The 14058-nt window shown below is 71.8% G+C and carries 12 protein-coding genes and 1 pseudogene; 8 read left to right on the top strand and 5 right to left on the bottom strand.

Annotated elements, in window-relative coordinates; all coding sequences use genetic code 11:
• Positions 1 to 37 precede the first annotated feature (37 nt).
• From DEJ51_RS10630 to era, 3 genes and pseudogenes are all read left to right on the top strand, one after another.
• Positions 38 to 1333 carry a beta-xylosidase gene (locus DEJ51_RS10630; protein WP_150261821.1) on the top strand — a complete coding sequence of 432 codons (1296 nt, stop codon included), beginning with the start codon at positions 38 to 40 and terminating at the stop codon, positions 1331 to 1333.
• A pseudogene (locus DEJ51_RS34975) lies at positions 1330 to 1794 on the top strand (WxL protein peptidoglycan domain-containing protein); the annotation flags it as partial. The gene DEJ51_RS10630 and the pseudogene DEJ51_RS34975, both read left to right, overlap by 4 nt.
• A 495-nt stretch (positions 1795 to 2289) precedes the next feature.
• The gene (gene era / locus DEJ51_RS34970) at positions 2290 to 3240 is read left to right on the top strand and encodes a GTPase Era (RefSeq protein ID WP_223836157.1); all 951 of its coding nucleotides are present in this window, start codon (positions 2290 to 2292) and stop codon (positions 3238 to 3240) included.
• Between the two features lie 96 nt (positions 3241 to 3336).
• Here era and DEJ51_RS10620 read toward each other — a convergent pair whose 3' ends face one another.
• The 4 genes from DEJ51_RS10620 to DEJ51_RS10605 all read right to left on the bottom strand — a co-directional run bounded on the left by DEJ51_RS10620 (position 3337) and on the right by DEJ51_RS10605 (position 6393).
• Entirely contained in the window at positions 3337 to 4008 is a 672-nt protein-coding gene (locus DEJ51_RS10620) for an SAM-dependent methyltransferase (protein ID WP_150257377.1), read from the bottom strand.
• Between the two features lie 159 nt (positions 4009 to 4167).
• Positions 4168 to 4986 carry a GNAT family N-acetyltransferase gene (locus DEJ51_RS10615; protein ID WP_223835753.1) on the bottom strand — a complete coding sequence of 273 codons (819 nt, stop codon included), beginning with the start codon at positions 4984 to 4986 and terminating at the stop codon, positions 4168 to 4170.
• A 51-nt stretch (positions 4987 to 5037) separates the two neighbouring features.
• Complete coding sequence (locus tag DEJ51_RS10610) at positions 5038 to 5307, bottom strand: protealysin inhibitor emfourin (RefSeq protein ID WP_150257376.1); 270 nt, start codon at positions 5305 to 5307, stop codon at positions 5038 to 5040.
• A 9-nt stretch (positions 5308 to 5316) separates the two neighbouring features.
• Positions 5317 to 6393 (bottom strand): M4 family metallopeptidase, encoded by a 1077-nt coding sequence (locus DEJ51_RS10605; RefSeq protein ID WP_150257375.1) that lies wholly within the window; start codon positions 6391 to 6393, stop codon positions 5317 to 5319.
• 365 nt (positions 6394 to 6758) lie between these two features.
• Here DEJ51_RS10605 and leuA point away from each other — a divergent pair, with 365 nt between their 5' ends.
• Positions 6759 to 8522, top strand: a complete 1764-nt coding sequence (leuA, locus tag DEJ51_RS10600) for a 2-isopropylmalate synthase (RefSeq protein ID WP_150257374.1) — start codon at positions 6759 to 6761, stop codon at positions 8520 to 8522.
• A 117-nt stretch (positions 8523 to 8639) separates the two neighbouring features.
• On the opposite strand, the gene DEJ51_RS10595 is transcribed toward leuA, so the two are convergent.
• Entirely contained in the window at positions 8640 to 9398 is a 759-nt protein-coding gene (locus DEJ51_RS10595; RefSeq protein WP_150257373.1) for an SDR family NAD(P)-dependent oxidoreductase, read from the bottom strand.
• Positions 9399 to 9569: 171 nt separating this feature from the next.
• Here DEJ51_RS10595 and DEJ51_RS10590 point away from each other — a divergent pair, with 171 nt between their 5' ends.
• From DEJ51_RS10590 to DEJ51_RS10575, 4 genes are all read left to right on the top strand, one after another.
• On the top strand, positions 9570 to 10265 hold the full coding sequence (locus DEJ51_RS10590) for a TerB family tellurite resistance protein (RefSeq protein WP_150257372.1): 696 nt from the start codon (positions 9570 to 9572) through the stop codon (positions 10263 to 10265).
• A 613-nt stretch (positions 10266 to 10878) separates the two neighbouring features.
• A complete protein-coding gene (locus tag DEJ51_RS10585) occupies positions 10879 to 12354 on the top strand; it encodes a nucleobase:cation symporter-2 family protein (RefSeq protein ID WP_223835752.1) in 1476 nt (491 codons plus the stop codon).
• Positions 12355 to 12464: 110 nt separating this feature from the next.
• Complete coding sequence (gene recO / locus DEJ51_RS10580) at positions 12465 to 13211, top strand: DNA repair protein RecO (protein ID WP_030009060.1); 747 nt, start codon at positions 12465 to 12467, stop codon at positions 13209 to 13211.
• 11 nt (positions 13212 to 13222) lie between these two features.
• Complete coding sequence (locus DEJ51_RS10575) at positions 13223 to 14044, top strand: isoprenyl transferase (protein WP_150257371.1); 822 nt, start codon at positions 13223 to 13225, stop codon at positions 14042 to 14044.
• The last annotated feature ends 14 nt before the right edge of the window (positions 14045 to 14058 follow it).

The following is a 14058-nucleotide window of genomic DNA, read 5'->3' as shown; positions in this document are numbered from 1 at the left end:
AGGGGCGCGGAAGCGGAGATGGCCGGCGGCCGTGGGTCTGGCCGTGCTGGCCGCCACGACCGGGAGCGCGCTGAGCGCACCCGCCGCGGCCGAGGGGGAGGCGCCCCCCGGCCAGGTGGACTTCCCGACCCACTGCCCGGCGCCCCAGGAGGCCGGGCTGCCGCCCGCGGACGGGCCGACCACCGCGCGGATCACCGTCGACGACCCGGCCCCGCAGGTCGGCGACACCGTCACCGTGACCTACCAGGTGCTCCGGACCCCTGCCGTCAACCCGGTCGGCGGCGAACTCCCCGCCGACGTGCTGACCCCGACCGGCCGGATCCTGCTGGCGGGTGCCCAGAACGGCGAGGTCACCGTGGTCGGGGCCAAGCGCAACGACCCGGTCCCGGCGGGCGACGCCCTCCCCGCCGTCACGATGACCGGTACCTTCACCGTCACCGCGCCCGGCGAAACCACACTCGCCCCGGGCGGCTACACCCTGCACACCGGCCACCTGCTGGACCTGGACACCACCTGCACCGCCGATGTTGCCGCCCCCGCCCCCGTCTCCGCCCGCCTGACCGCGACCGAGCTGCCGACGGCCAACCTGCGCAGCGTCTTCCTCGGCACGGCCCAGGGCAGGCCGGGCGACCGGGTCGAGGTCACCGCCGCGGGCTTCCCGCCGGGCGCGGCCGTCACGGTGGCCGGCCGGGCCGGCGCCGCGGAGACCGCCGACCGGGTGAGCGCCACCGCCGACGAGCGGGGCACGGCCCTGGTGGCCCTGCCCGTCACGGACAGGGCCACCACCGCGGTGATCGCATACGAGGGCGCCGCCTGGTCGTCGCGCCAGGGCTCGGGCCCGGCCGCGTACACGGTCGTCGACGCGGCTCCGCCGCCGTCCTCCGTCGGCCGGAAGGTCACGGCCACCGTCGAGCCGGGGGTCCTGGGCATGACCCAGACCGGCCAGGACATCACCCTGGGCGCCGTCCCGTACGGCGACGGCGGCGCCGCCCCCGGCCGGATCGGGACGGTGACCGTCACCGACGCCCGTGGCGGCCCGGCCGGCTGGTCCCTGACCGGCAAGGTCACCGACTTCACCGGGCCCGGCGGGATCCGTATCCCGGGCGCCTCCCTGTCCTGGACCCCGAGGTGCGTGGCGGCCCCGGGCAGCATCAGCACCTGTACCCCGGGCAGTGCGGGCGTGGTGGGCCCGGAGGGGGCGCTCCTGGCCTCCACCCCGGACGCCCCGCTGGTCGGCGGCACCTTCACCATCGACGCCACGGTCACCCTGCGGGTGCCGCCGTACACCCCGCCGGGTGCGTATACGGCGGTCCTGACCCTGACCTTGTCGTGAGGGGGCGGTCGGGCCCGGCACCGCTCCGCCGTCTCCTGGGGCTCCGCGCCTTGAGAACCGGCCGGGCCGGTGTGGTGGTGCTGCTCGGCGGGATCGCCCTCGGTGGGACCGCCGGGACGGCGAAGGCCGCGGACAACGGGCAGTGGTCGGTGGCGCCCGTCGCGAACACCGTCGGGCAGCGGCCGTACTTCTATCTCGCCGCCGCGCCCGGCCAGTCCGTCGCCGACGCCGTCACCCTCACCAACCGCACCGACCGGCCCCGCACCTTCCGGCTGTACGCCGCCGACGCCTACAACACCGCCCGCGACGGCGGCTTCGCCCTGCGCGGCCCCGACGAGCCGCGGCTGGCCACCGCCGCGTGGGCGAAGCTCGACCGGGAGCGGGTCACCGTGGCGGCCCGCTCGTCGGTCTCCGTCCGCTTCACCGTCGCCGTCCCCGACCGGGCGGAACCGGGGGACCACCCCGGCGCCGTCGTGGCCCTGGAGGAACGGCCGGCCGGCGCGGCCGACACGGGCCGGGGGATCGGCGTACAGCAGGCCGTCGCCGCCCGGCTGTACCTGCGGGTGACCGGCCCCACCGCTCCCGCCCTCGTCGTCCGGGACGTCACCGTGAAGCGTCGCGGCTCCGGGGCGGACATCTCGTACACGCTCCACAACATCGGCAACGTCACGCTCCGCCCCCGGGCCACCCTCACCGCCACCGGCGTCCTCGGCCGCCCGCTCCTCGCCCGCGAGCTCGGCCGGCCGCCCGCCGAACTGCTGCCGGGTCAGGAAGTACGGCTCGCCGCCCGTTGGGAGGGCGCGCCCAGAGCGGAATGGGCCGAGGTCACGGTGCGCGCCCGGGCCGACGGAACCACAGCTCAGGGCCGTGCGGGCCTCGCCGACCACCCCTCGCTCACGGGTGTGCCGGCCCTCGCCGCCGTGATCTGGTCGGCGCTGGGAGCCGCATCGGGGAGAATGGCCCGTATGAGCGATCGTTCCCCCGAGACCACCGCCCCGCACCGTGCGGGGTTCGCCTGCTTCGTCGGCCGCCCCAATGCGGGGAAGTCGACCCTCACCAACGCACTCGTGGGCACCAAGGTCGCGATCACCTCCAACCGGCCGCAGACCACCCGCCACACCGTCCGCGGCATCGTGCACCGCCCCGACGCGCAGCTCGTCCTCGTGGACACGCCCGGTCTGCACAAGCCGCGCACCCTGCTCGGCGAGCGCCTCAACGACGTCGTACGGACCACCTGGGCCGAGGTCGACGTCATCGGCTTCTGCCTGCCGGCCGACCAGAAGCTCGGCCCCGGCGACAAGTTCATCGCCAAGGAGCTGGCGGGGATCAAGAAGACCCCCAAGATCGCCATCATCACCAAGACCGACCTGGTCGAGTCCAAGCAGCTGGCGGAGCAGCTCCTCGCCGTGCACCAGCTCGGCGCCGAGCTCGGCTTCGAGTGGGCCGAGATCGTTCCCGTCTCGGCCGTCGGCGACACCCAGGTCCAGCTGCTGGCCGACCTGATCGCGCCGCTGCTGCCGGAGAGCCCGCCGCTGTACCCCGAGGGCGACCTCACCGACGAGCCCGAGATGGTCATGGTCGCGGAGCTGATCCGCGAGGCCGCGCTGGAGGGCGTACGGGACGAGCTCCCGCACTCCATCGCCGTGGTCGTCGAGGAGATGATCCCGCGCGAGAACCGTCCGGCGGACCGCCCGCTGCTCGACATCCACGCCAACGTCTACATCGAGCGGCCGAGCCAGAAGGGCATCATCATCGGCCCGAAGGGCTCCCGCCTGAAGGAGGTCGGGATGAAGTCGCGCAAGCACATCGAGGCGCTGCTCGGCACCCCGGTCTTCCTCGACCTGCACGTGAAGGTCGCCAAGGACTGGCAGCGGGACCCCAAGCAGCTGCGCAAGCTCGGCTTCTGAGGCGCGCACCGCACGCCCCGACGACACGAGGAACGGACGCCGCCCCGCAGGGGGCCGCGTCCGTTCGTCGTTCCGCCGGTGCGCCGGTCCGTCCGGCTACGCGGGCCGGCGCACCCGGACCACGTTGTCCGTACGGGTCCCGGGCGTTCCGTCGGGCTGGTTCTGCACCCGCTCGGTCTCCTCGGCACGCAGCACCTCCCAGCCCGCAGTGACCGGCTCCAGCTGCGCGAGGACCTCTGCGGGGGTGGGGAAGTGGGCCTCCTCCCGCTCCTCCTGCCACGGCGCCCAGCCCGCGTGTCCGACCACCAGCAGGGTGCCGCCGGGGGCCACGGCCGCGGCGGCCGTGCGCAGGACCGCGTCACGCGGGAAGTCGCCGTAGTTGTGCAGGAAGCACGCGGAGACGAGGTCGAACTCCCCCTGCGGGAAGGACTCCGTCAGATCGTGCCGGGCGAAGGAGACGCGGTCGTCGACCCCGGCCTCCGCCGCGTGCTCGGCCGCCCGGCCGAGGGCGACCCCGGAGATGTCGGTCCCGGTGACCGTCCAGCCGCGGCGGGCCAGCCACACGGCGTCGGCGCCCTCCCCGCACCCCAGGTCCAGGGCCCGGCCCGGGGCGAGGGCGGACACCTCGTGCACCAGCATGGCGTTGGGCTCGCCGCTCCAGATGCGGTGGCTCTCCCCGTAGCGGCCGTCCCAGAACTCCTCGCCCGCCTCCGACCCGGGCGCGGGGTGGTGGTGGGTGTGCGGGTGGGTGTGCGTGTGCTCGGTCATGGGTTCCTCTTCCAGTACGGGTGCCGGTACGGCCGATGCTGCGCCCGCCCGACGGGCCGCGGCAAACTTTGTTGCCGACCCGGCAAAGAGGAGTCCGAGGGGCGGTGAACCCTGCCGGTCAGGGAACCGGGCCGCCCCGGTACGGCGCCGGCGGCCGCGTCACACCTGCGGTTCGGCGATCAGGGCCGTGGCCACCCGGCGGAAGCCGATGCGGGCGTAGACACGGGCCACGTCCTCGTCACCCGCCGACAGGAAGACCGTACGGGCGCCGCGCGCGCGGGCCCGTGCGACCAGGGCCGCCGTGACCCCGAGGGCCAGGCCCTGGCGGCGGGCCGACGGGAGGGTGCCGACGCCCACCACCTCCACGACGTCCCCGACGGGGTTGTACTGGCCCGCGCAGAGCACCACGCCGTCCCGTACGGCCGCGGCCAGGACCGTGCTGCCCGCCGCGAGCTTCGCGGACACCCGGGCCCGGCCCGCCTCGGCCGCCGGTTCCGCCACCGCCGCCGCCAGTTCTGCGGGGCCCGCCTCGCCGACCGCCGTGCCCGGGGCCGCGAAGGCCAGGGCCGGGACCGCGACGGCCGCGGTCAGCAGCGGGTCGTCGGCTTCGAGCAGACGGACCTCCGGGTGCGGGGGAAGGGCCTCCGCCGAGGGGTCCAGGACCATCAGCGGGTGCGCGTGGACATGGAGTCCCGCCGCCTCCACCGCGGCCCGTAGCGAGGGGCTGGTTTCGGCCACCCACTCGAAGGCTTCGGGAACCTTCAGCTCCCGCTGGCGCTCCCATACCCGTTCCACGTCGGCCCGGGTCGCCTCGGGGCCGCCGAGCGCGGGCCGCGCGTAGTACGGCCAGCCCGCGCCCTCCTGGACGAACAGGGTCAGGGGGCCGAAGTCCTCGGCCCGGGCCCCGCCCACCCGCGGCACCGTGTCGTAGTACCGCTCCAGCTCGGACAGCGTCGAATCGATCATGTGGTTGGTCATCCGGCCATCCAAACAAAGCGGCGCCGCGCGGGCACCTCGTTTCGGGCCGGTTCAGGCACCCTCCTTCAGCACGCGCGAGATCAGCGCCCGCTGGGCGTCCGACAGGTTCGGCTCCGCGCAGGCCACCGTCTGCCCGTCTACGGTGATCCGGTACGAGAAGCCGTCCCGCACCCGGTCCGCCGGGTCGCCCGGCGGACCGGGCCGCAGCGCGAGCCGGGCCAGGGCCTGCCACTCGCCCTCGTCCGGCCGGCCCGCGGTGTCCATCTCGGCCCGGCGCTCGATGCCCGCGAAGCCGCCCGTCCGTACCACCTGAATGCGCATGGGGGCCCTCTACCCCGCGAGCGGGACGCCCACCGCGGACCACGCCTTCTGGAGTGCCTGGTGCTCCGCACCGCCGTCCCCGTACCGGGTCACGGCCGCCGCCGTCGAGAGCCGGGCGAAGTCCGCGAAGTCGGCCCTGGGGGTGAGGTCGCCGCCGGTCAGGGTGTCGTACCAGATCTGCCCGGCCCGCTCCCAGGCCTTGCCGCCCAGCTCGGTGGCCACGATGTAGAAGGCGTGGTTGGGGATGCCGGAGTTGATGTGGACGCCGCCGTTGTCGCTGTGGGTGTTCACGTAGCCGTCCATCGTGGCCGGCTGCGGGTCCTTGCCGAGTTCGTCGTCGTCGTACGCGGTGCCCGGGGCCTTCATCGAGCGCAGCGCGACGCCGGTGACGTTGGGTCCGAGCAGCCCGGCTCCGATCAGCCAGTCGGCCTGGTCGGCGGTCTGCTCCAGCGAGTACTGCTTGATCAGCGAGCCGAAGACGTCCGACATCGACTCGTTCAGGGCGCCCGACTGGCCGCGGTAGGTCAGGTTCGCCGTGTACTGGGTGACCCCGTGGGTCAGCTCGTGACCGATGACGTCCACCGACACGGTGAAGTCGAGGAAGAGGTCCCCGTCGCCGTCTCCGAAGACCATCTGCTGGCCGTCCCAGAAGGCGTTGTTGTAGTCCTCGCCGTAGTGCACGGTCGCGTCCAGGGGGAGCCCGGAGTCGTCGATCGAGCGCCGGCCGAAGCCCTGCAGGAACAGTTCGTACGTCGCCCCGAGCCCCGCGTAGGCGCGGTTGACGGTGGCGTCCTTGCTCAGCGGGTCCCCCTCCCCGCGGACCTTGGTTCCGGGCAGCCGGGTGCGGTGCTGGGCGTCGTAGATCGTCCGGTCCGGGTCGTCGGAGGCCGGAGCGGCGAGGGCGGGGGTGATTCCCCGGACGGCGGTGACCCGGCGCCGGGTGCGCAGCAGGGAGTCGTGCTCCAGGGTGCGCTGGGCGAGGTCGGCGCGGCGGGAGTCCTCGGACAGGGCGGCCTTGTCGAGGAGGTGCGGCGGGACGACGGTGCAGAAGACAGGGTCATGGCGGTGGGTGTGGGAGGCATCCATGCCGGAAATGTGGCAGTGGGTCATGACGCTGTCACTACCTGCGACCATGATTCATTCACTTGTCTGAAAGTGGTGACGCCGGATTGACGGAACAACCGGACCCGGCGGGAGCGAACGAGGCTTGGCTCACATTTGGGGCAAATCGGACCCTCGGGTCTTGCATACTGAAACAGGTCCTCGCGTAACGGCGCGGCTCGGCTAGGCTCGGCCCATCATGCGTTTCGGGCTGCTTCTCCTTAGCTGCCGCGGCGAGGGTCTGTAGTCGTAGGCCGACCCCCTCCCCGCGGAGTCTGGTGTTGCGGTTTTCACTACCGCCGTCGGCCGTCCCAGCGAACTACACGCGGACACGCGAGGAGCCCAACGCCATGAGCCAGCAGCCTTTTGTCGGTCGCCCCACGCCCATCACGAACGCGACCCACTCCCAGAAGTCCTCCGGGATGCCGATCCACAAGTACGGCTCGTACGAGCAGGTGGACATCCCCGACCGCACCTGGCCGGACGCCCGCGTCACCAAGGCCCCCCGCTGGCTCTCCACCGACCTGCGCGACGGCAACCAGTCGCTGATCGACCCGATGACCCCCGCCCGCAAGCGCGAGATGTTCGACCTGCTGGTGCGCATGGGCTACAAGGAGATCGAGGTCGGGTTCCCCTCCTCCGGCGAGACCGACTTCGCCTTCGTGCGCTCCATCATCGAAGAGGGCGCGATCCCGGACGACGTCACCATCTCCGTACTGACCCAGGCCCGCGAGGACCTGATCGAGCGGACCGTGGAGTCCCTGGTCGGCGCCAAGCGCGCCACCGTCCACCTCTACAACGCGACCGCCCCGACCTTCCGCCGGGTCGTCTTCCGCGGCTCCAAGGAGCAGATCAAGCAGATCGCCGTCGACGGCACCCGCCTGGTCATGGAGTACGCCGAGAAGCTGCTGGGCCCGGAGACCACCTTCGGCTACCAGTACAGCCCGGAGATCTTCACCGACACCGAGCTGGACTTCGCCCTGGAGGTCTGCGAGGCCGTCTGCGACGTCTGGCAGCCGGCCGAGGGCCGCGAGATCATCCTGAACCTGCCCGCCACCGTGGAGCGTTCGACGCCGTCCACCCACGCGGACCGCTTCGAGTGGATGGCCCGCAACCTGACCCGCCGCGAGCACATCTGCATCTCCGTGCACCCGCACAACGACCGGGGCACCGCCGTCGCCGCCGCCGAGCTGGCCCTGATGGCCGGCGCCGACCGCATCGAGGGCTGCCTGTTCGGACAGGGCGAGCGCACCGGCAACGTCGACCTGATCACGCTGGGCATGAACCTGTTCTCGCAGGGCATCGACCCGCAGATCGACTTCTCGCAGATCGACGAGATCCGTCGCACCAGCGAGTACTGCAACCAGATGGAGGTCCACCCGCGCCACCCCTACGCGGGCGACCTGGTCTACACCGCCTTCTCCGGCTCCCACCAGGACGCCATCAAGAAGGGCTTCGACGCCATGGAGGCCGACGCGGCCGCCCAGGGCAAGACCGTCGACGACATCGAGTGGGCCGTCCCGTACCTGCCGATCGACCCGAAGGACGTCGGCCGCTCCTACGAGGCGGTCATCCGGGTCAACTCGCAGTCCGGCAAGGGCGGCATCGCGTACGTTCTGAAGAACGACCACAAGCTGGACCTGCCGCGCCGCATGCAGATCGAGTTCTCCCGGATCATCCAGGCCAAGACCGACGCCGAGGGCGGCGAGGTCACGCCGAAGGCGATCTGGGACGTCTTCTCGGACGAGTACCTGCCCAACCCCGAGAACCCGTGGGGCCGCATCCAGCTGCGCTCCGGTTCGACGGCCACCGACAAGGACGGCACCGACACGCTGACCGTCGAGGCGGTCGTGGACGGCGTGGAGACGGTCCTGGACGGCACCGGCAACGGTCCGATCTCCGCCTTCTTCGACGCGCTGGCCGGCATCGGTGTCGACGCCCGCCTGCTGGACTACACCGAGCACACGATGAGCGAGGGCGCCTCCGCCGTGGCCGCCTCGTACATCGAGTGCGCGATCGACGGCCGCGTCCTGTGGGGCATCGGCATCGACGCCAACACCACCCGCGCCTCCCTGAAGGCGGTCATCTCCGCCGTCAACCGCGCGGGCCGCTGACCCCTGAGGGTGAACCGTGCGTGGACCCCGCCCCTCCCTTGCGGAGGAGGCGGGGTTCCGTCGTTCCCGGGCAGGCCGGGTGTCCGGGTGTCCGGGCGTCCGGGTGTGCGGGCGGGCTCAGCGGGCCAGGTAGCCGCCGTCCACCGGAAGGACCACGCCCGTCACGAACGAGGCCGCGTCCGAGGCCAGGAAGGCGATGACCCGGGCCACCTCCTCGGGCTCCCCGAGCCGGCCCATCGGGTGCGCCCCCGTGACCTCCGACAGGTACTCCGGTCCGCCCGGCTCGTCCTGCAGGGCGATCACCCGCTCCGTACGGATGGTTCCGGGTGCCACCGCGTTGACCCGGATCCCGTGCGCGGCCCACTCCACCGCGAGGTGCTTGGTCAGCCCCGACGCCACGAACTTCGCGGGTCCGTACGCCGCCTGGCGGGCCTGCCCGGCCACCCCCGAGATCGAGGACACACAGACCAGGGACCCGCCGGGGCGCGGCTGGGAGGTCATCGCCTCGATGGCGTACTTGCAGGTCAGGAACATGCCGCGGCCGTCGACCGCCATGACGTGATCCCAGTCCTCGGGACTGGTCTCCCGTACGTCGGAGAGGGGGAGCACCCCGGCGTTCGCCACGGCGACGTCCAGGCGCCCGTACGCCCCGACGGCGGCCGCGACCATCGCGCGATTGGCCTCCGGATCGGCCACGTCACCGGTGACGGCGGTGACCGCGCACCCCTCTTCGGCCAGTTCCGTACGCAGGGCCTCGACCCCGGGGCCATCGATGTCGGCCGCGGTCACCAGAGCCCCGGAGCGGGCCAGCAACAGGGCGGTGGCCCGGCCGATCCCGCTCGCGGCGCCGGTGACCAGACAGGACTTCTCGTTCATGCGGCGAACCCTAGAGGCCGCGGGGAGGGGGCGGGGGGACGCCGGGGACACAGACCGGCCAAGTCCGCGGCCCGCGACAGGTTGTCTTGTCACACGACTGACGCATCCTCACCGATGTGGCTAACATCACGCCCACCCGGCGATGTTGCCGGAAGGTTACGGAGGTGCGACGTGCTGCCAGTTCGGGGTGGGGACGGCCGGAAGCTGACGGTCTGGGGCACCCGTACCACCTGGAGCACCGTGGGTGACGGGGAGTTCTTCTGCCCGGCCTGCGGTGGGGACCGCAATTACCGCAGGCGGACCGGACGGCGCCGGTTCACCGTCCTCGGGGTGCCGCTGCTGCCCCGCGGGCAGGCCGGGCCCGTGATCGAGTGCCAGGGCTGCCGCGCGCGCTTCGACACCGACGTCCTGGACCACCTGACCACGACCCGCTTCACGGCCCTCCTGCGCGACGCCGTGCACACCGTGGCGCTGGCGGTGCTCACCGCGGGCGGCACCGCCTCGCGCAGCGCGCTGGAGGCCGCGGTGGGTGCCGTGCGGACCGCGGGCTTCCAGGACTGCACCGAGGAGCAGCTGGAGTCCCTCGTGGAGGCGCTGTCCACGGACGAGGGCCGGCTCGGGCTGTACGACGTCCCGGAGTGCTGCGGGGCCGCACTGTCGATAGAGCTCCACGAGGCCCTGGAACCGCTGGCTCCGCACCTGGCCGGCCCCGGCCGTGAATCGATCCTGCTCCAGGGGGCCCGTATCGCGCTCGCGGACGGCCCGTACACCCCGGCCGAGCGCGAGGTGCTCGCGACGGTCGGCGCGGCGCTGCGGATCGACACGGACGAGGTGACCCGCCTGCTGTCGGCGGTGCGCGCTCCCTGACGGGGGTGTTCCACGGATCCGGCCCGGGCCGGACACGAGCGGCCCCGCGCGAACTCACCGCGCGGGGCCGCTCGTGTCCGGTCCGTGGACTCCGCACGGGCCCGTGCCGTCCGAAACGGCCTTTCGCGACGTAACGATCCGGCCTCGCATGGCCTGTTTCGGGACGCGTGAACGCGATGTGAAGGCCGTAAGTGCGCCATGTGTCCACCAGTCGGACGCCCGGAACGAGGCCTTCGGATTTGCCGGCCCGAAGGGCTGCAAACCCCATCTCCGCACGTCGCGAGGTGGGTGCTTCACGGCTGCGCGGCGGGAACACCCGGCTCCGCGGCGCTGTGCGCATACCCCTGCCCAAGGCTCCGCACCACTGGAGAAACCTACAGATCGGGCACGCCTGAACGTCAACAGTTTGTCGAAGTCGACGATATGTGTGAGGCCACCCACAGGCGTTCAATTCCGGTCACACGACAAGACGGCGCCGTTAACACAGCGCGGCTTCGATTCACCTCAGCGTGAATGCACTGACAACCCTGGCGTACCAACGGGTTAGCGACCCACTACGCCCAGGGGCAACCAGATCTCCTCTCACTTACCTACCTTGAAGGGCAAGGCTGAGATGGCACGTGTCGCCGCCCGGCTTTCCACCGACGGAGAGCAGAGCACGCACCCGGTCGACGAGGTGCTCCCCCTCCCCAAGCTCGCGCTGTACGGCTTCCAGCACGTACTCGCCTTCTACGCCGGCGCGGTGATCGTTCCGATCATCGTCGGCAACGCGCTGAAGCTGAGCCCTGAACAGCTGGTCTACCTGATCAACGCGGACCTCTTCACCTGCGGTATCGCCTCGATCATCCAGGCCTGGGGCATAGGCCGGATCGGCGCCCGCCTGCCGCTGATCCAGGGCGTGACCTTCACCGCGGTCTCCCCGATGATCGCCATCGGTCTCGGCGCCGGCGGCGGTACCGCCGCCCTGCTGGTCATCTACGGTGCGGTGATCACCGCCGGTATCGCCACCTTCGCCTTCGCCTGGCTCCCGGCCAAGGCGTTCCGGACGGTGATGCGGCTGTTCCCGCCGGTCGTCACCGGCACGGTGATCACCGTCCTGGGCATCGTGCTGATCCCGGTCGGTCTCAACGACGCGGCCGGCGGCCTCGGCAGCCCCGACTTCGGAGACCCGAAGAACTTCGCCTACGCCGGCGGCACCATGCTCTTCATCCTCATCCTGATGAAGATCGGCAAGCCGTTCCTCTCCAGCATCTCGATCCTCCTCGGCCTGGTCGTCGGCACCACCGTCGCCTTCCTGCTCGGCGACGCGAAGTTCGGCGACGTGAGCAACTCCGAATGGATCGGGGTCACCACCCCCTTCCACTTCGGCGCCCCGAAGTTCGAGTGGTTCCCGATCGTCCTGATGCTCATCGTCATGCTGATCACCATGGTCGAGACGACCGGTGACACCTACGCCGTCGGCGACATCGTCGGCAAGGAGGTCGACAGCGAGACCGTGGCGCGCGCCCTGCGTGCCGACGGCGCCGCGACCGCTCTCGGCGGTGTCCTCAACTCCTTCCCGTACGTGGCCTTCGCCGAGAACGTCGGCCTGGTCCGGATGACGAAGGTGAAGAGCCGGTTCGTGGTGGTCGCCGCGGGTGTCTTCATGATCGTCCTGGGTCTGCTGCCCAAGGCCGCCGCGATCGTCGCCGCCGTCCCGCACGGAGTCCTCGGCGGCGCCGCGACCGTCATGTTCGCCATGGTCGCCCTCGCCGGTATCCAGACCCTGGCCAAGGTGGACCTGAAGGAGGAGAAGAACGCGCTGATCGTCGGCGTCTCCCTCGCCTTCGCCCTGCTCCCCGCGACCGTTCCGGTCTTCTTCACCAAGCACATGGACCCGGACCTGTCCTCGCTGCTCAACAGCGGCGTGACGCTCGGCGCCACGGCGGCCATCGTCCTCAACCTGGTCTTCAACGGCCTGGGCAAGGAAGGCGCCCACGACGCCCCCAAGGTCGAACTGCCCGCCCAGCCGACGGCGGGCGAGGAGTCCCCGGCAGCCGTACCGGCCCCGTCGGGCGAGGGCGAAGAAGCCCGGACGCCCGCCTCCTGACCCTCCCAAGGGGTGGACCCCGGCCGGGCCCCGCGCCCGGCCGGGGCCGCTGCCGTCCACGACGGGCAGACGCTGCCCGTCGTTGCGGCGCCGTACGGGACAATGGGCGCATGAGTCTGTTCCGCGACGACGGCATCGTGCTGCGCACCCAGAAGCTGGGTGAGGCGGACCGCATCATCACGCTGCTGACCCGCGGCCACGGCAGGGTGCGGGCCGTGGCCCGCGGGGTCCGGCGCACGAAGTCCAAATTCGGTGCCGGGCTGGAACCTTTCTCCCACGCCGACGTGCAGTTCTTCGCCCGGGGCAGCGAACTGATCGGCCGCAGCCTCCCGCTCTGCACCCAGACCGAGATCATCGCCCCGTACGGCAACGGCATCGTCACCGACTACGCCCGCTACACCGCCGGCACCGCCATGCTGGAGACCGCCGAGCGGTTCACCGAGAACGAGGGCGAGCCCGCCGTGCAGCAGTACCTGCTGCTCGTCGGAGCCCTGCGCACCCTCTCGCGCGGCGAGCACGAGCCCCACCTCATCCTCGACGCCTTCCTGCTGCGCTCCCTCGCCGTCAACGGATACGCCCCCAGCTTCGAGGACTGCGCGAAGTGCGGCATCCACGGACCCAACCGGCACTTCTCCGTCGCCGCGGGCGGGGTGATATGCGGGGACTGCCGGGTGCCCGGCAGCGTCGTACCCTCATCGGAGGCCATCGCCCTGCTCAGCGCCCTGCTGACGGGCGACTGGGGGCATGCCGACGCGTGCGAGGCGCGTCACGTGCGGGAGGGCAGCGGGCTGGTCTCCGCCTACCTGCACTGGCATCTGGAGCGCGGGCTACGCTCCTTGCGATACGTCGAGAAATAGGAGCTGGACACATGGCACGACGCGGGATTCTGGGGCGCTCTCGCCGGGAGTACAAGATTCCCGAGCCGCACCCCTCCGGCGCGGTCCCCCCGAAGATCCCCGGCGAGCTCGTCCCGAACCACGTGGCGATCGTCATGGACGGCAACGGCCGCTGGGCCAAGGAGCGCGGCCTGCCCCGTACCGAGGGCCACAAGGTCGGCGAGGGCGTCGTCCTCGACGTGCTCAAGGGCTGCCTGGAGATGGGCGTCAAGAACCTCTCCCTCTACGCATTCTCGACGGAGAACTGGAAGCGCTCGCCCGACGAGGTCCGCTTCCTGATGAACTTCAACCGCGACGTCATCCGGCGCCGCCGCGACGAGATGAACGAGCTGGGCATCCGCATCCGCTGGGTCGGCCGCATGCCGAAGATGTGGAAGTCGGTCGTCCAGGAGCTCCAGGTGGCGCAGGAGCAGACCGTCGACAACGACGCCATGACCCTGTACTTCTGCGTCAACTACGGCGGTCGCGCGGAGATCGCGGACGCGGCGCAGGCCATCGCCCGGGACGTGGCGGCGGGCAGGCTCGACCCGTCGAAGGTCAACGAGAAGACCTTCGCCAAGTACATCTACTACCCGGACATGCCGGACGTGGATCTGTTCCTGCGCCCGAGCGGCGAGCAGCGCACCTCCAACTACCTGATCTGGCAGAGCGCGTACGCCGAGATGGTCTACCAGGACGTGCTGTGGCCCGACTTCGACCGCCGCGACCTGTGGCGGGCCTGCCTGGAGTACGCCCAGCGCGACCGCCGCTTCGGCGGCGCGGTGCCGAACCAGCCCGAGGGTTCGGCGGGCTGAGCCACCCGTACCCT

The sequence above is a fragment of the Streptomyces venezuelae genome (genome assembly GCF_008642275.1).
Lineage (GTDB): Bacteria > Actinomycetota > Actinomycetes > Streptomycetales > Streptomycetaceae > Streptomyces > Streptomyces venezuelae_E.
This window is presented reverse-complemented; position numbering and strand designations above follow the sequence as displayed.

Bases quoted from the DNA above. Each gene is read 5' to 3' on its own strand.
- era (WP_223836157.1), top strand. From the start codon at position 2,290: ATGGCCCGTATGAGCGATCGTTCCCCCGAGACCACCGCCCCGCACCGT.
- DEJ51_RS10620 (WP_150257377.1), bottom strand. From the start codon at position 4,008: ATGACCGAGCACACGCACACCCACCCGCACACCCACCACCACCCCGCG.
- DEJ51_RS10615 (WP_223835753.1), bottom strand. From the start codon at position 4,986: ATGACCAACCACATGATCGATTCGACGCTGTCCGAGCTGGAGCGGTAC.
- DEJ51_RS10610 (WP_150257376.1), bottom strand. From the start codon at position 5,307: ATGCGCATTCAGGTGGTACGGACGGGCGGCTTCGCGGGCATCGAGCGC.
- DEJ51_RS10605 (WP_150257375.1), bottom strand. From the start codon at position 6,393: ATGGATGCCTCCCACACCCACCGCCATGACCCTGTCTTCTGCACCGTC.
- leuA (WP_150257374.1), top strand. From the start codon at position 6,759: ATGAGCCAGCAGCCTTTTGTCGGTCGCCCCACGCCCATCACGAACGCG.
- DEJ51_RS10595 (WP_150257373.1), bottom strand. From the start codon at position 9,398: ATGAACGAGAAGTCCTGTCTGGTCACCGGCGCCGCGAGCGGGATCGGC.
- DEJ51_RS10585 (WP_223835752.1), top strand. From the start codon at position 10,879: ATGGCACGTGTCGCCGCCCGGCTTTCCACCGACGGAGAGCAGAGCACG.
- recO (WP_030009060.1), top strand. From the start codon at position 12,465: ATGAGTCTGTTCCGCGACGACGGCATCGTGCTGCGCACCCAGAAGCTG.
- DEJ51_RS10575 (WP_150257371.1), top strand. From the start codon at position 13,223: ATGGCACGACGCGGGATTCTGGGGCGCTCTCGCCGGGAGTACAAGATT.